A 17,746-nucleotide genomic window follows, 5' to 3' on the forward strand; every position below is an offset into this window, starting at 1 on the left:
TCCTCCCTCTCCAAAGTTAAAATTCTAATAAGTTAATATACTTTCAATTTTGACATTATTAAAATTATCTCTAGGATTTAAAAAACTTAATTCTATTAAACATAATATACCTGAAACTTCAGCATCCAATTTTTTCACTAAAGTTTCAATAGCTTTAATAGTTCCACCTGTTGCTAAAACATCATCAACAATTAATACTTTTTCTCCTTTATTTAAAGCGTCTTTATGCATTTGTATTTTGGCCTCTCCATATTCTAATGAGTAAGAAACTTCTATTACATCATATGGCAATTTGCCTGGTTTTCTTACAGGAACTAATTTTTTTCCTAACTTATACGCTAAAGCGGATCCGAATAAAAAACCTCTAGCTTCGGGGACTAATATTGCATCAAAATCTAAGTCTTTTACACGTTCGGCCATTGTATCGATTAATTCTTTAAAAGCTTCTGGATTAGCTAATAAAGGTGTAATATCTTTAAATATGATACCTGGTTTAGGAAAATCTGGAATATCTCTAATATAATCTTCAAAATTCATTGCAATTCCTCCTTCAAGTTTATTGACAAATGTATTTTACCATATTTTTTTTAAAAAACAATATAAACAACAAAAAAAGTCCCACTAATGGGACTTTTTTGTTTTATATGAACAATTTAAAAATAGATAAATTTTTTTTTCTATTTCACCTATAGTCACTTTATTACCTTCTTTTAAAGTTTCAAATGCTGCTTTTAAAACTAAGACACGTGGATATTTATTTAAACTTATTTTAATTGGATCTGAATTGTTAAAGAATTTTTTACTTTCTACATCTAATGTTTTCATATTTTTTTCACTCCCTTCAAAAAAAATACTTGACAAAATAGAAAAATGATGTTATAATCTAATCGCTTTAGGGCTCGTAGCTCAGTTGGTGAGAGCTTCCGGCTCATAACCGGGAGGTCGGTGGTTCGAATCCACCCGAGCCCACCATATATCGAGGCGAACGCCTCGATTTTTTTATACCTATTAATATTTTAATATATTTTATTATTTTTGTCAAGTTTTTTTGTTTAAAATGTTAATTTTTTAAATCTCAGAAATACCAATAAAATTGAGTTTTTCACATTAATATAAAAGTAACTTTTTAGATATTTTTTTTTAATCTTATACCTTTTAATTTGATAAAATTAGATTATAATAATTTATATAACGCTTGATATATTAATAAAAAGGAGTGTTTTTATGAGAAAAATATTAATTTTTGTTTTTATTTTTATAATCTATTTTACGTCTTTTGGAGTTAAAATAATAACTAATTTTAATGAAAATATTGATGCTGAATTTGTTTCTGTTTCAAGAATACAAAATGAAGTTATGATTTTTTATAAGATAAATAATAATTTAGCTAGAATGTCAATATCAGATATTAAATCAATTGAATTTTCTGAAGAAGAAAAAGATAAAATGTATATATCTTTAGACAAGGGATATTCTTTTAAGGCTGAATTTGAAAGTATTGAAGGCGAATACTTAATTTTAAGAAACAAAGAAACATTATTTAAAATTAATAAAAGTGATTTAAATATAATTACATTAAAGAAAAGAATAGAATCAGATATTATAAATACAGAGTTTGGCAAATTTCATATGTCTCCAATTGAGATAATATCAGATATATATTGGAAAGTTAAAACAGAATATGGAATTTTATCAATACCATCTGAAAAAATAGTATCTGATTTTATGCCAGGAGTTACAAATGAAGGAAAAAATTTAGTATATTTTTATAATGGCGATTATTTTTTTTATAACAAAGTTTTATTAGAAGATTCTAAGTTTAAATTCGAAATTTTAAATTTTAATATTAAAGTTGATAAAAAAAATATTTTGTTTTTAAAAGATAAAGATTATATCCCAAATAAAAATAGATATACTAAAAAAATAAAAATGAATATAAACAATTTAGAATATTTAGTAGATAATTTTGATATTAATGGAAATAAAATTATCTTTAATAATAATGAAATTATTAATCCTGATATAAAATTTCTATCTAGATCAATTGTAAATATATATATATTAAGCGATTTATTTTTTGGTGGAGTAACTGCAAAAAATAATGTTTTATATTTATCTGGCTATTCTAAAAAGTTATATGTTATAGACATGATAAAAGGAATAAATAAGATATATAAGCTAAATTCATATTCATATGATTTTCCTGTATTATTTAAAGATAAATTGTATGTTTCTGGGTATAGAAGAGGATTAATTGAAGTAGATTTAAATAATCATAATATTTTTGAAAAAGAAATAGACCCTATTTATTCAAATATATCAATTATTAATGATAAATTGAAGGTTATTCATTTATGGTCGAATTACTTATATTTTTTAGATGAAAATAATAATATAATAAAAAGATATGAAATAAAAACTTCTAAATTTAGCCCTATTATAGATTATGATGGGAATATAATTGCATTGGATATTTTTGGTAATTTATATAAATTTGATAAAGAATTAAATTTGATATGTAATATTAATTTAAATGGAAAAATACAAAATTTTGATATTGATAAAAATAATAATATATATATTTCTGGACCAGATAATAAGTTTACAATTTTAGATAAAAATGGAAATATTATATATCAGTATTTATTACCTGATATACCATACTCTTATCCACTAATTAACGAAAAAAATAATGAAGTTTATATTTCTTTATTAGATGGATATTTATACAGTCTTAAAAATGGTAAAATTAATAAATTAATTAATGTAGGATTAGTTCCGGGTTCTGGTATTTTAACTGAAAAATATATCATATTAAATAATTTAAAATATGATATTCTTTTAATAGATAAAGAATCTAAAAAAATTCTAGAAAAATATCATCTTGGATATTCAAATAAATTATCTATAGAAGATGGTTTTTTGTATGCCGCTTCATCTAAAGGAGTTATATCAATAATTGATATTAATGATAAAGAAGTTTTTCAATATAAATTTAATTCTCAGCATATTGGTAATCCCAATATAAAATAGATGTATGAATAATATTGTTATTAATTATAATTTAAATGGCATAATAAAAAATCCCATCCATAGAAATTTCGGATGGGATTTTTATTAGTTATTTTCATATTGTAGCTTGTATAAATCATAATAAATTCCTCTTTTTTGAATTAATTCATTATGAGTTCCTTCTTCGATTACTTTACCTTTGTGAACAACAATAATTCTATTTGCTTTTTTTATTGTAGATAATCTGTGAGCAATAGAAATAATTGTAACTTTACCAATTAAATTTTCCATAGCTTTTTGTATTAAGTATTCAGTTTCTACATCAATATTTGCAGTAGCTTCATCTAGTATAATAACTTTTGATTTAAATATTACAGCTCTAGCTAAAGCGATTAATTGCCTTTCTCCGGCGGATAAAGTACTACCTCGTTCCAAAATTTTTGTATGATATTTATCGGGAAATTTTTCTATCATTTCATGAGCATGTACTTGTTTAGCTGCTTTTATAACTTCTTCTTCAGATATGGATTCATCAAAAATTCTTATATTATCTAAAATACTACCAGTAAATAAGAATACATCTTGAGGGACAACGGCGATTTGGCGTCTTAATAAATGTAGATCATAATCATATATATTTTTATTATCTATTAATATTTCACCATATTTAATTCTATATAATCCATTAATTAATTTTATTATAGTTGTTTTTCCAGAACCAGTTTCTCCCACTATAGCAACATTGTCTTTTTTATTTATTCTAAAAGAAACATTTTTTAATATATAATTATCTTTTTCATATGCAAAAAAAACATTTTTAAATTCAATACTACCATCATGTATCTCATTGTATTTGCCTTTTCCAAAATCTTCTTTTTCTAATTCTTTTAATCTAAATATTTTTTCAGCAGATGCAAAAGCATTTTGAAGTATATCATATTTTTCGGCAATATCAAATAAAGGTCTAAAAAACATATCTATATATGAGGTGAATGCAATTAAAACGCCAAATGAAACGATATTTTGATTAAATAATTTTGCGCCAAACCAAAATAATATAGATAAGGTTATATAATATAATACATTCATAAAAGGTCTAAATAAACCATTTAATATTATTTGTTGCATTCTAGATTTGTATAACTTATGACTTAAATCATAAAATTCATTTCTTTTTCTATCTTCTTGATTAAAAGCTTTTGTTACATTTGCCCCAGCAATATTTTCAGCTAAAAATGAGTTTGTAGCTGAAATTCTTGTTCTAGTTTTTGAATATATTTTTTTATCAATTTTACCAAATATCCAAGTAGATAAAATTATTATTGGAAACATTGATACAACATATAATGACAAATTCATATTCATTTTAAACATTACGATAATGACACCTATTATTATTGCAATATCTTTTGTTAAACTAGTTAAAACGTCAGTGAAAAATTGTGATAAATTTTGTGTATCATTAACAGTTCTTGTAGTTATTTTACCTGTAGGGTTTTTAGTAAAAAAATCTAAAGGTATATTTAATATATGTGAATATAATTCGTCCCTAATATCATAAATTACCTTTTGTCCTAAAAGATTAGAGAATATAACTTGTCCATAATTAAATAAAAATTGAAATAAAAATAATGAAATAATAATTATTGTGTATTTAGAAATATCATCTAATGCTTTGTTTTTTATGCTATTTACAAAATCATTACTAACTAGAATTTTTTCATTATCTTTAATCATATAATATGAATTATCAATTTTTTTTAATGTGTAATCTCCTTTAGGTGAAGATAAAAATTCATTGTTATTAAAGTTAAATTTATACGCGGAATTTATGACATTATCAATAGCATATCTCATAACAGATGGAATTGCTAAATCTACCACAGTTGATGAAAATAAAAAGACAAAAGATAATATCAATATTATATAATACTTTTTAATATATCTCCAGAGCATAGAAAATATAACAATATTAGAAATATTTCGTTGATTATCTTCTTTTAAAATATCTGTATGTGCAGTTCTCATATTATTCCTCCTCTAATTTTTCTTCAATTAATTGTTTCATATACATACTATAATAAGCACCTTCTAATGCAAGTAATTCTTCATGAGAACCATATTCAATTATTTCACCATTATCAAATACAAAAATCTTATCAGCATTTCTTACAGCTTTAAGCCTATGAGAAATAACAATCATTGTTTTATTAATAACGTTATTTCTTAAGTTTTTAATAATTTCTTCTTCTGTTTCAGTATCTACAGCTGATAAACAATCATCAAGAATAATAAAAGGAGCATTTTTAGCCAAAGCTCTAGCAATTGAAACTCTTTGTTTTTGCCCTCCTGAAAGAGTCACACCTCTTTCACCAACCAAAGTTTTATATTTTTCAGGTAAATCTTGAATATCTTCATGCACATTAGCTATTTTAGCATAAAAAGGAGCATTTTTAGCTTCCTCAGGATGAGCAAAACTAATATTATCTTCTATGGGCATTGAAAATAAAAAAGATTCTTGAGGTACATATGAAATATTATCGCGTATTACCTTTGAATGTATATCATTAATATCCAAATCATCAATAAAAATAGTATCCTTTTCAACTGGATAGAATTTAAGAAGTAACTTTGGTAATGTTGACTTACCAGATCCAATTTTTCCGACAAAAGCAATCATTTCACCAGCTTTTATTTCCATATTAATATTTTTTAACGCATATTTTTCAGTATTAGGATATTTAAAATTAAGATTTTTAATTTTTATATTCCCATTAAATTTAAAATTTTTATTGATGCTTGATGGTTCAATGACATTAGATCTTGAATTTAATATTTCCATTAATCTATTATATGAAGCTTTTCCCCTTTCAATAATGTTTGTGACCCATCCAACAGCCATCATTGGCCATACTAACATACCAATATACGAATAAAACATGACTAATTGTCCAAAAGTAATTTCTTCATTAATTACCATTTTACCGCCAAAATAAATTGCTAAAACACTTGATAATGAAGCAAAAAATTGTATTAAAGGGAACATTAAACCCCATGTTTTTATTAATTTCATTTGGGCATCATAATACTTTTTTGATCTATCATTAAATCTTCTTTTCATGGTATTTTCTAAAGAAAAAACTTTTACTACATGTATCCCTGCGTAGCTTTCTTCAGTATGATCAGATAAGTCCGAAATAGTTTTTTGTAAATTCTTGAATAAATTTCTTATCAATCTTCCAAAAAAAAGCGTTATTAAACCTATTATAGGCAAAGGTATTAAAGAGTATAATGTTAATTTTGGGTTTACAAAATTTATCATAGCAATAATTGTTATAGTAGACATAAATATAGTATCTACAATCATGACAATTGCAGGCCCAATAGCCATTCTAACAGCATTTAAATCTTCAGTAAATCTAGTCATTAAGTCTCCTGTTCTCCATTTATCAAAAAAATCATATGATTGATCTAGTATATGAGAAAAAATATCATTTGCAGTTTTAAATTCAAATAATCTTGATGTTCCAAATATAAAAAATCTCCAAATAAACCTTCCTAGCATAATAGAAAATGCTAAAAATAATATAGAAAAAATATATGATTTAATAACATTAAAATCTTCAAAAACTTTTAAATAATCAATTATAGATCCAATTTTTTTTGGTATAAATATTTGCAAATAATCAATTATCAAAAGAAATAATACACCAATTAAATATCTCCACCAATTTTTTTTAATAAATTGTTTTATGATAATAACACCCCCATTTTTGTTTGTCTTACTAACAATTCTAACATTTTTAAGGAAAAAAATCAATATATAAAGAAATATAAAATGAAACAATTATAAGGAGGAGTAATAATGCTAGAAGTATTAGATAAAAAAATATTAGTATTTTGGTTTGAAAATTTTGCAAGTAATATTACTGCAATAGAACTTAATGAAGAAGTTGTTCTGATAGATTCTTCGCTTTATCCTGAAAAATTAAAAAAAATTATAGAATTGGTTCAGATAAGAACAAAGAAACCAGTTAAAAAAATATTTTTAACACATCACCACCCAGATCATTCTTTTGGAGCTATTTTTCATGGTGGATTAGAAATTATATTATCTGAAAAAACATTGATAAAATTATTTGAATATGAAAAAAATGTCTTAAATAAAATATCTAAAGAATCAGAATACGATTTTTCTGAATTACAAGGAAAATTATCCAAATGCAAGTTTAATGTTTTTAGAAATGATAATATGAATACATCATCAAAAACAATTATTAGTGGAATAAATTTAGGAGGACACACTGAAGACTCAACAATTTATAAGATTTATCCAGAAAACATTTTAATATCTGGTGATTTAATTGTTTCGGGAGTTCATTCGGAAATAAATGAGGCAAATATAGATAATTGGATAAAAATATTGTCTGAATTAGAAAATCAAAATATAAAAAAAATAATTCCAGGTCATGGAAAGCCTGGTGGAATAGAATTGATAAAGAATCAATTAGAATATTTAAAAATATTTAAAGAAAACGGAAATGAAGAAATAATTAAAATTTATAAGAATTATAAATATCCAGAATTATTATTGAATTTCTAGTAAATGCTTTTTAATAAAATCTGTGTTATAAGGGGTTATGCTTATGTTAGCTATAACCCTTTTTTTGTTATTAGAATTTACAAATTTAATTTTTTCTAAATAATAAATATCTTCAAATTTTTTAAAATATATATACATTTGTGTATAATCTATTCCTAAGAAACGTAAAGCATTTTTAGATTTTGGGTAAAAATAATAAATTATATTATTATTTTCTTCAAATGTTTTTATAAAAAATTTATCTTGTGAATAGGTTATAGATAAAATACTTATAAAATCTTTGAATATTTTCAAATTGTTATTTATATTATCATATGCATCAATATCTTCTTTTAAATCAGTATAAAATTTATTATTATGTAAATCATAATAATAATCTATTTCTGATAAAATAGACGGTTTATGTATTTTAAAATAAAAATATTTCATATTATCTATATATAAATCAAAAGAAATAGAGGTAGGAGTAGAATCTACCTCAAAAAGCATTTCTGATTTTATTAAAATTTGTGGTAATTTTGAATAATTAGAAAATAAGTTTACTATATTTTCGTTTGGATATGAGACAATAAATAATAATAAAAATAAAATTGTAAAAATTTTTGTTGTATATATTTTTTTCATTTTAATGCTCTTAACCTCTCTTCTAATGAAACTATTTCAGTTATTCTAACACCAAAGTTTTCATCGATAACTACAACTTCTCCTCTGGCAATTAATCTTCCATTTACATAAATGTCTACAGGTTCACCAGCTAATTTATCTAATTGAATCATTGAGCCTTGATGGAAATTTAGTATATCTCTTAATGAATATTTTCTTCTTCCAAGTTCAACAGATACATTTAAAGGAATATCAAAAAGTAGTTGTAATTTATCTAAATCAATATTTTCTGTAGGTTCAACCATTTGTCCACTAATAGCACCAAATGTTTTGGGTTGAATATTAACTTGTTGTTCTTTTGGGATATATCCCATAGGTTGTTGCATAGGCTGTTGATACATAGGCTGTTGCATAGGCTGTTGATACATAGGTTGTTGCATAGGTTGTTGATACATAGGTTGTTGCATAGGTTGTTGATACATAGGTTGATACATAGGCTGTTGCATAGGCTGTTGCATAGGCTGTTGCATAGGCTGTTGCATAGGCTGTTGCGTAGGTTGTTGCATAGGCTGTTGCATAGGCTGTTGCATAGGCTGTTGCGTAGGTTGTTCTGAGTTATTATTTTCCACATTTACATTTTGAGCAGCTAAAACTTTATCTTTAATACTATTAGCTATATCAATTGGGACAAATTGCCACATTTCCCCATCTTTTAAACCTTGAATTTTTAATTTAAATTTTATACCAATTATAGTTTCTGGAGCATCCTCTAAATCTGGAGGAAATGAAACATTTGGGTCGTTAAAGTCTAAAACTTCTACTTGTGGAGGTGTTATATCAACTTTAGTATTTAAAAATTCTGATAATGATGTAGCTGCAGCACCCATCATTTGATTTATGGCTTCTGCCATAGCGCTTATAGATATCTCATCAAATGTTTCAGGTACATTCTCTCCGGTTCCACCCATCATAAGGTCGGCTATTATAGAAGATATATATACTGGAAATAAAAAGAAATTTGTTCCGTGTAATCCATCTTTGTAATTTATGGATATTATCAAATACTTTCCATCAAATTGATTTTTTATCTCAGATTTTAATAAAGTTAAAGATTCAGGGCTTGATATATCAACCTTTCTTTTTAATAAAGTAGATAAAGTAGTAGCTCCAGCTCCCATAGCTATATTTCCAACTTCACCCACTAAGTCCAATATTATTGGATCAATATTTAGATTATTTTGTTCAGCATTTGATGAAGGATTATCATCGTTTTGAGTTAAACCTTGTAGCAAAGCGTCTAGTTCTTCTTGAGATAAGAATTCATCTGACATTATTACACCTCCACTATTCAAGGCTAGATAAGTATTTTTCTACAATAACTTTTTCTAGCAATTCGGGATCTTCTTTTTCAATTTTTACAGCAAAATGCCCTTTATATGTTCCAGGGGTACCTTTAAAAACAGGGGTATCTTGTATATTTATATTTATCGGTTCATCATTAAATGAATTCAATCTAATAACATCACCTATATCTATATTTAAAAAATCTCCAAGTTGTATTGTAGTTTCGCCTAGAACAGCTTTAACTTCTGCTTTAGTCATTAAAACAGAATTTTTAAGTTTTTCTAATTGTTTAGGGGTTGTTTTCCTATCTGGAGACCAAAGTCTGGTTGTTAACTTTTCATTTATAGGTTCCAGTAATGATGAAGGCCAACAAACATTGATAAAACCTTGAATATCTTTAAAGTTTATTGATAATGTAATTAATACAGTCATTTCATTTGGTGCCGCTATTTGAACAAATTGCGGATTAAATTCAGTTTTTTCTAATATTGTATCAAATGGTACAATAGTTGCCCATGCTTTACTTAATGCTTTGATTAAAGATAAACCTTCTTTTCTTAAAATGGAAAGTTCTAATTCTGTAGGTGTTCTTAAAGTCTCTAAAGGTATACCGGGTCCGCCTAATAGTTTATCTACTAAAACATAACCAATATCTAATCCCATTTGGAAAACGGCACTTCCTGGTAAAATATCTGTTGAAAAAATAGAAATAAATGTTGGACTAGTTAAAGATTGTTGAAATTCACTAAAAGTTATTTGGTCAACACTTGCAAAAGTTACATTAACATATGAACGAGCTCTTGAGGATAAATAAGTAGATACATCCCTTGCATAATTTTCGTGTATAAGTTGTAAGGTTCTTAATTGTTCTTTAGAAAATTTCATTGGCCTTCGGAAATTATATTCCCGAACATTAGCCATTATATCTTCTTCTTCATCTACGTTGGAAACTGATAATGACCCAGCCTCCATGGCATGCAATAACGCATCTATTTCTTCTTGGGATAAAGTTTCATTTTCTGGAGGCATATTTTCACCACCTTTTAATAGGCTGATGTTATAACAACTATATCAATTATAACTTGAATAACACCAAACTTTTCTTTTTCTCCGACAAATCCAGTTATTTCGTTAACAGCGTTTTTAATCTGATTTTTTAATATTTCTCTTCCTTCGACAGTAGTTAGATCTTCTCTACTTTTTGTAATAAAAATTAATCCAATAGCTTCTAATATTTCCACACTATACTCAGCAGCTGCAGCTCTACATTCATCGCTACCAACTTTTAATTGTAATGCGTTGACAATAGCAATTTCATTTCCACCTTTGAGCATAAATTGTCTTTGTTGTCCTTGTCTTATAATTTCTGCTAAACCAATTTGAACACTTTGTGTAACACCTTGTGCTTGTTGTTGTGCTTGTTGTTGTGCTTGTTGAACAATGTTTTTCCCAAGCATGTTAATAAGAAAAAAAGCACCACCAACGGACAATACAACGGAAACTACAATAGCAATTATTAATAATAACATAATATTGGGGCCTTTTTTTTCTTCAACTATTTCTTCATTTTTTACTTCTTCATCAGCCATAATGTCACCTCTCTATCTTAAACGCTGTCTTAATATTAATAAGTCAATTCTTCTAAATTTATTTCTTAAATCTTCTAAAGTATTATTGTATTCTAAATTTAATTCTTTTTCTTTTTGGTGTAATTCTGAAATGTTTAATTTGCCATTTTCGAAGTCATTTTTTAATAAAGTTTTTTTTGATTCAATTGTAGATTTAAGATTTTCTATTTCTTTTTTTATTAGGACGTCACCAACTGCAATAGGATAAAATCTTTCTGCATTATAATAATATTCTGGATTAAATTTACCCTCTCTAACTTCAGCTAACCTCTCTAGAGTCCTTTTTTGTTTCATTTCTTCTGCATAGAACCTAGCTACACTTGCTGCACGTGCAGCTCCAAGATGCCAGTTAGATGGGTAAATAGATGTGTTAGAAGGTAATCTATCATCTGTATATCCATAAATTTCAATTGTATTATTAGAGTGTTCCAATAATATTATACCTAATTTATATAACAATTCTTTTGCATCAGATGTTAATTTGGCACTACCAGGTTCAAAAAAAGCCATATCTTGCATTTTTATAATAGTACCTTTATCATTTTCTTCTATAGATATTCTTCCTTTATATTTTGGATCGTCCTGAAGTCTGAAAAGTTCAACTCTTATACCTGGATTAGATGTTATTAAACTTTCTTCTGATAAACTTCTTCCTCCGGTTAAAACACTGGGAGGTGTTCCGCTAAAAGGGCTTCTAAAACTCACTGCAGCTTGTTGGAATTTTCCAGGAGATATTGATGACATAGAAAATAACATAACAAAAAAAGTCATTAATAACGAGTTTAAATCACTAAATGTTGCCAGCCATCCAGCTGGTGGTGGTGGCCCATCGTCTTTTTTACATTTGTCAGCCATTTAAATCACCCTTCTTTTTCTGATTCATATTTTTGTTTTTCTCCCGGAGATAAAAATGCTTTTAACTTTTCTTCCATAAGTCTAGGATTTTCACCAGAAACAATTGACAATATTCCTTCAGTTATCATTCTCAAAAGGTTTACTTGTAAAGCAGTTCTTCTGTTTATTTTTTCAGCAATAGGAAGAGTAAGTATATTAGCAACCAAAGCACCATATAATGTTGTAATTAAAGCTATAGCCATTTTAGGACCAATAGTTGTAGGATCATTTAATGTACCTAACATTAAAACCAATCCAATCAAAGTACCTATCATTCCATATGCTGGAGCTAATGTTCCCCATGTATTTAAAACCCCTGCCCACTTTCCTTGTTCAGCTTCGAATAATTCCATTTTTATTTCTAATATTTTTCTAATCTCCTCAGGATCTGTACCGTCTACAGCAGCACGAAGACCATCTTTCATAAATTCATTATCCAGTCCTTCTAAATCAGCTTCTAATGAAATAAGCCCTTCTCTTCTCGCTTTTTCTGCAAAAGAATATAATGTTTTTAATATTTCTACAGAATCTATTGGAGGTTCTTTTATTCCCATCATTATAGCTTGAAAAAACTTAAAAGATATATCTTTTGGGGCTGCAATAAACATACCTCCAAGCGATCCAACAACAGTAATAAAAAATGAAGGTATATCAACTAATGATCCAATACTCGATCCAGCTCCTAATATAATAGCAGCTATAGCTAAACCTAATCCCGCTAAACTAGAAATATCCATCTAATCACCTCTTTTAAATCCAAGAGAAAATATTTTACTTCTAAATTCAATTATTTCATTTATGATCTCTTCGATAGATTCTTTTACAATATATATATGACCATTATTTAAAATAATTGTAGTATCAGGTCTTGCTTCTATTTTTTCGATCATATCGGGATTTATATAAAATTCTTTATTTCCCAAATTTGTTAACTTTATCATTTTTATACCTCCATTTGAGGAAACTAAGATAGGCTTGGGCCTATCTTAGTAATTATCTCTTAAGATTTACAAGTTCGGTTAGAATTTGATCTGATGTTGTAATAACTCTAGCTGCAGCTTGAAAACCTCTTTGAGCTGTAATCATTTTAGTAAATTCTTCAGATAAATCAACATTAGACATTTCTAATGCTCCAGATACTAATGTGCCGGCTCCTTCTTCGCCGAAAGCTCCTATCTTAGCCAATCCACTATTTTCGCTTTGTGAAAATAATGAATTCCCCATATCTAATAATCCACTAGGATTTGTAAATTTTGCTACGGCAACTTGTGCAATTAAATCAGATTTTCCATTAGAAAAAATCCCTAACACTTCTCCTAAATCATTTATTGTGAAGTTTTGTAACACGCCTTTTGCATTACCATCTTGATCAGATATATTAACAGAATTTGAAGCGGCAAATTGAGTTAAATCATACATATTTAAACTTACTTTTACAGGTCCAGCAGCCGCAACAGAAGCAGGAGCAACTCTTTCATTTGGAGATTCGCCGGTTCTTGCTGGATCAAACCAAAAACCTATTGCACCATTATCATTATCAGAAGTGTTATAGTCAACATAACCGACAGAATCTAATCTCCATCTTGAAGATAAATATTGACCTTTACCATCAAAAGCAATTACTCCTTCAGCAGGATCGGAAGTGTTAGTACCATCTTCTGTAATTTTATATAGAGGTTGACCATCAGTTGTTTCTGCCTTCCAATACCAAGTATTATCAGAAATTTTAGAAAATTTTATATTTATATCATAATCATTTCCTAATGAATCATATATCTTAGTTGACACTACAACGTTTGGATTTTCGTATTCAGCCACCTTATAATTTTGTGAATTTTCAGTATCAATAAGTCTTAATTCTCCAGATACTGGAGTTTGAATTACTTTTTTCGCTGCAATATATCTGACTGTACCTGCTTCGGTAGCTTCTCCGCTAGCATTTGCTGTAGTTGAAACAAAAGTATCTGATGCATTTGCTTCTATTATTGATAAGCCAGATATTGTATATTTTCCATCAGAAGATTTCCAGCCGCTTTCCATTTTTGAGTTAAACTCTTCAACGGTATCAGCAGATGTATTATCTCCATCAGAATCTGTAAAAACAACGGTTTTTAATGATCCGCTTTCTTCAACTTTTAATGTTATAGTTACATTACCAGTTGCATCTACACTAAAAGAAATATCTCTTGGATCGTAAAATACTTCATTATTTTGACTATCTTTTAATGAAATACCGCCTAAAAATTTAACATCTCTTTGATTAGTACCATCTGTTAATTGTAATCTATTGTCCTCATCTTGATATTTTGGTATTAATTCTCCCTTAGTATCAGTCATGTAAATTCCATCAAGTCCCCATTCTGTTTCTTCATCCGAAGAAGATTGATATAATTCTATTGATAATGCATTTGCTTGACCAACAGGTAATAAAGCAACAGATTCGGAAATTCCAGAATCGAGGAAAAGATTTTTTAACACAATTTCATTTCCAGCTCCATCATTTAATGTAACGCCTTGTGCGAATAATCTGTTTAAATCATAGAATGTGCCATCTGTAGTAATTGTTCCGGTATAGGTAGTTCCAGCATCATCAGAAACCTCTATTGTTACTTGATTTGGATTTGTAGCATCTCTATATAATAATATATCGGGTCTATCTGATGAATTTATTGCACCGCTTCCATCATCATCATCTTGAGATAATAAGTTTATTGGATTTCCATTTGCATCAGAAACTGAAATGTCTCCATAAGCTCTTAATGGCCATTCTATACCATTTTTACCTATATCTATTCTCGATCCTGCGGGGAATGAAGAATTAAAGTTATTTGTTGGATTTGCTCTTACAATATGTCCAGGATAATTTGACCATCTTAGAACATTTCCTACTTGATCTAATTCTACTTCACCATAGTTACTTCCACCTAATAGTTCGTAATTTTTATCAGGATCAACTGTTTCTGCATGCCATCTATATACAATTCTATCTTTATATTGCTCTGACATTATTCTCTCAAAAGAAAATTTTACTGGAACAACATCACCTGAAGAAGATTTAATAGTTAATGTGGTTTCCTTTATTCCAACATCTGAATTCAAATTATCAGCTAGATTTAAAAATGTTGTTTCTCTAGCTTCCATTACTAAATTAGGAGATATTGTAATATCTTGTATAGACTCATTAGAATCAATATATCTTTTTCCGGTATCTGTTATTTTTGCATTCCAACCTTGTAATTTCATACCACTTGAAGGATTTACAAAATGTCCTTCAGAATCTAAAGTAAAATTTCCTGCTCTAGAAAAATATTTAGATAAACCATCAGAAAGAACAAAAAAACCATCACCTTTTATAGCCATATCACTTTTATTACCTGTATTTTGCAAAGTACCTTGAGTCATTATTTTATCAATTGATGCAATTTTAGAGCCTAATCCAACTTGAATAGGATTAATTCCGCCATATTGATTATCGGAACCTCTAGCTTCGCTTAACGTTTGTGATAATGTATTTTGAAAGGTTACTCGGGAAGTTTTATAACCAACAGTATTAACATTTGAAATATTATTACCTATTACATCTAATTCAGTTTGGAAATTTTTCAATCCACTTTGGCCACTAAACATAGCTCTTAACATATTAATCTCCTCCTATATTATTTTTATATTTCAGATATTTCTATTATTTTTTCTGTGCTATATTTTTGCCCATTTACTAAAACATAAAAATTATTATTTTCAAATTGAACAGCATCAACTTTTCCTCCATCTAATCCACCAATTTTGATTTTTTCTCCATTTTTATATGTATATACATCATATTTATATTCACCATCAGATAGTTTTACGCCACTATTCCCTATTCCATCCCAATTAAAAGTTTTCATTCCTTCTTCTTGGATTCCTAAATCTTTTGTAAAAATTAAATTTTCATTATTATCATATATATCGACATATACCTTTGTGGGTTCATCAAGATTATATATAATAGCATCAGAAAATCCACCAGTAAGGTTAATTTTATTATTTTCAACAACTACAGTTTTTCCAATAAGATTTGATGCTTGAACTTTAAATAAATTCATTTGCGATGAAACCATGTTTTGAAAAGATTTACTCATATTCATAATTTGTTCTGTTGAAGATAATTGAGACATTTGCGAAATAAACTCTTTGTCATTCATTGTATTTGTAGGGTCTTGATATTTTAATTGGGTCATTAGAATTTTTAAAAAAGCCTCTTTATCAAGTTCTTTTTTTGGTTCATTGTTAATATTTGTTGAAGAAAAAGAATTAAAGGCGTTTATTCCGTTAATCATTATATTCACCTCTCAAATATTTTATAAAATCATTTCTATTATTTTTCCTTTTTTTATCCTCATTCTCTTTGTTATCATCGTTTGAGTTTGTATTGTTTTCATCATTATTTTTATTACTTTCATTTTTATTTTCATCATTATTATTCATTTCGCTTTTTATTGTAAAATCTACTTTATCAAAATTATCTTTAAAACTATTTAATAAAGATTCAATTCTTTTTTCTAATTCCGCTTTATTATCAATATTTTCTAAATTAAATTCTATTTTTAAATATTTTTGAGATTTAATAATTGTAACTTCTAAATTTCCTAAATCTGGAGGGTTTATTTTAAAAATTGTTCTTTCAAAGTATTTTGGAACATTATTTATTTTTTCTATAGTATTGTTAATGTTTGATATAAAATCTTTTATAGATAATGTTTTTATATTATTTTTTTGGATATTAATATTAACAGTATTTATAGAAGGATGTAAAAAATCAATCTTGTTATAATAATTATTAATATTTCTATTTTTATTTAAATACACAACGTTTTTTGTTTTATTACTATTCTTTTTTTCAATTTTATAAATGATTGAATCTAACTGTTTAAATATATTTTTTATATTTATATTTCTCTTTTTTGGTTCGACTATTACATGGAGATTTTGATTATAATATTTTTTAACATTTTTATACTCTGATATATTTTTCGATGTAGTTTCTAGTAAATCCTTTAAATTAAAATTGTTATATTTAGAAATTTTTATAGTAATATTTTTATCAGAGTATATATTTTTTTCATTTTCGGAACTATTTATAAATTTATTTATTTTATTTTCGAAAACATTTTTAAGAGGTGTTTTATTAAAATTAAGTTTATTTTTAGCAAAAAATTTATTAGTAAAATTATTTAATTTTATGAAATTATTAGTGTTTTTAGAAAGAAAAACTATTAATTCATTAGATAAATTTAATTTAATTATATTTTCAGAATTAATATTATTTATAATATCTTTTGATATAATTATTTTTTTCTCTTTTTTTGTATTATTAATTATCTTATTTAAATTATTTTGTTTAAAAATATTTTTAGTTTTAAACATATTTTTTTCATAAAATGGTGAATTATTATTATTTAAATTTCTAGCGATATTAACCAATTCAGAAGGAAGAGAAAGTTGATTATCATTAATGAACTTAACTAACTCTTTCAAGTTAGAATTATTATTATTTAAATTTCTAGCGATATTAACCAATTCAGAAGGAAGAGAAAGTTGATTATCATTAATGAACTTAACTAACTCTTTCAAGTTAGAATTATTATTATTTAAATTTCTAGCGATATTAACCAATTCAGAA

At 26.4% G+C, this 17,746-nt stretch carries 16 protein-coding genes and 1 tRNA gene; 3 read left to right on the plus strand and 14 right to left on the minus strand.

Annotation, left to right across the window (positions count from 1 at the left end):
* Window positions 1–24: 24 nt before the first annotated feature.
* Window positions 25–537, minus strand: a complete 513-nt coding sequence (locus tag AS160_RS06535; RefSeq protein ID WP_165146664.1) for an adenine phosphoribosyltransferase — start codon at window positions 535–537, stop codon at window positions 25–27.
* 84 nt (window positions 538–621) lie between these two features.
* Window positions 622–825 (minus strand): hypothetical protein, encoded by a 204-nt coding sequence (locus AS160_RS06540; protein ID WP_165146621.1) that lies wholly within the window; start codon window positions 823–825, stop codon window positions 622–624.
* Between the two features lie 70 nt (window positions 826–895).
* Here AS160_RS06540 and AS160_RS06545 point away from each other — a divergent pair.
* Window positions 896–972 (plus strand) — tRNA-Ile (locus tag AS160_RS06545).
* A 252-nt stretch (window positions 973–1,224) separates the two neighbouring features.
* Window positions 1,225–3,033, plus strand: coding sequence for a PQQ-like beta-propeller repeat protein (locus AS160_RS06550; RefSeq protein WP_165146667.1), 1,809 nt, complete (start codon window positions 1,225–1,227; stop codon window positions 3,031–3,033).
* An 84-nt stretch (window positions 3,034–3,117) separates the two neighbouring features.
* Here the strand turns inward: AS160_RS06550 and AS160_RS06555 are convergent, their stop codons facing one another.
* Both AS160_RS06555 and AS160_RS06560 read right to left on the minus strand, forming a co-directional pair.
* Window positions 3,118–5,040 (minus strand): ABC transporter ATP-binding protein, encoded by a 1,923-nt coding sequence (locus AS160_RS06555; RefSeq protein WP_165146669.1) that lies wholly within the window; start codon window positions 5,038–5,040, stop codon window positions 3,118–3,120.
* 1 nt (window position 5,041) lies between these two features.
* Window positions 5,042–6,832 (minus strand): ABC transporter ATP-binding protein, encoded by a 1,791-nt coding sequence (locus AS160_RS06560; protein ID WP_277601289.1) that lies wholly within the window; start codon window positions 6,830–6,832, stop codon window positions 5,042–5,044.
* A 45-nt stretch (window positions 6,833–6,877) separates the two neighbouring features.
* On the opposite strand from AS160_RS06560, the gene AS160_RS06565 reads away from it, so the two are divergent.
* The gene (locus AS160_RS06565) at window positions 6,878–7,615 is read left to right on the plus strand and encodes an MBL fold metallo-hydrolase (protein WP_165146671.1); all 738 of its coding nucleotides are present in this window, start codon (window positions 6,878–6,880) and stop codon (window positions 7,613–7,615) included.
* Here AS160_RS06565 and AS160_RS06570 read toward each other — a convergent pair.
* From AS160_RS06570 to AS160_RS06615, 10 genes are all read right to left on the minus strand, one after another.
* Window positions 7,601–8,239, minus strand: coding sequence for a hypothetical protein (locus AS160_RS06570; protein WP_165146673.1), 639 nt, complete (start codon window positions 8,237–8,239; stop codon window positions 7,601–7,603). The genes AS160_RS06565 and AS160_RS06570 overlap by 15 nt on opposite strands.
* Window positions 8,236–9,549, minus strand: a complete 1,314-nt coding sequence (fliY, locus tag AS160_RS06575; protein ID WP_165146675.1) for a flagellar motor switch phosphatase FliY — start codon at window positions 9,547–9,549, stop codon at window positions 8,236–8,238. Before fliY ends, AS160_RS06570 begins: the two co-directional genes overlap by 4 nt.
* A gap of 13 nt (window positions 9,550–9,562) precedes the next feature.
* On the minus strand, window positions 9,563–10,591 hold the full coding sequence (gene fliM, locus AS160_RS06580) for a flagellar motor switch protein FliM (protein WP_165146677.1): 1,029 nt from the start codon (window positions 10,589–10,591) through the stop codon (window positions 9,563–9,565).
* A gap of 14 nt (window positions 10,592–10,605) precedes the next feature.
* Entirely contained in the window at window positions 10,606–11,151 is a 546-nt protein-coding gene (locus AS160_RS06585) for a flagellar basal body-associated FliL family protein (protein ID WP_165146679.1), read from the minus strand.
* A 12-nt stretch (window positions 11,152–11,163) separates the two neighbouring features.
* Complete coding sequence (locus AS160_RS06590; protein WP_165146681.1) at window positions 11,164–12,045, minus strand: flagellar motor protein MotB; 882 nt, start codon at window positions 12,043–12,045, stop codon at window positions 11,164–11,166.
* Between the two features lie 5 nt (window positions 12,046–12,050).
* Entirely contained in the window at window positions 12,051–12,821 is a 771-nt protein-coding gene (locus AS160_RS06595; protein WP_165146683.1) for a motility protein A, read from the minus strand.
* Window positions 12,822–13,025, minus strand: coding sequence for a flagellar FlbD family protein (locus tag AS160_RS06600; RefSeq protein ID WP_165146686.1), 204 nt, complete (start codon window positions 13,023–13,025; stop codon window positions 12,822–12,824). It lies immediately after the preceding gene.
* Between the two features lie 52 nt (window positions 13,026–13,077).
* Window positions 13,078–15,723: a flagellar hook-basal body complex protein gene (locus AS160_RS06605; protein WP_165146689.1), complete on the minus strand. Its 2,646-nt coding sequence runs from the start codon at window positions 15,721–15,723 to the stop codon at window positions 13,078–13,080.
* Between the two features lie 23 nt (window positions 15,724–15,746).
* On the minus strand, window positions 15,747–16,403 hold the full coding sequence (locus tag AS160_RS06610) for a flagellar hook assembly protein FlgD (protein WP_165146692.1): 657 nt from the start codon (window positions 16,401–16,403) through the stop codon (window positions 15,747–15,749).
* On the minus strand, window positions 16,396–17,746 hold a 1,351-nt coding region (locus AS160_RS06615; RefSeq protein ID WP_165146695.1), incomplete at its 5' end, for a flagellar hook-length control protein FliK. The genes AS160_RS06615 and AS160_RS06610, both read right to left, overlap by 8 nt.

Source organism: Marinitoga sp. 38H-ov, assembly GCF_011057715.1.
In the GTDB taxonomy this organism is placed as follows: Bacteria; Thermotogota; Thermotogae; order Petrotogales; family Petrotogaceae; genus Marinitoga.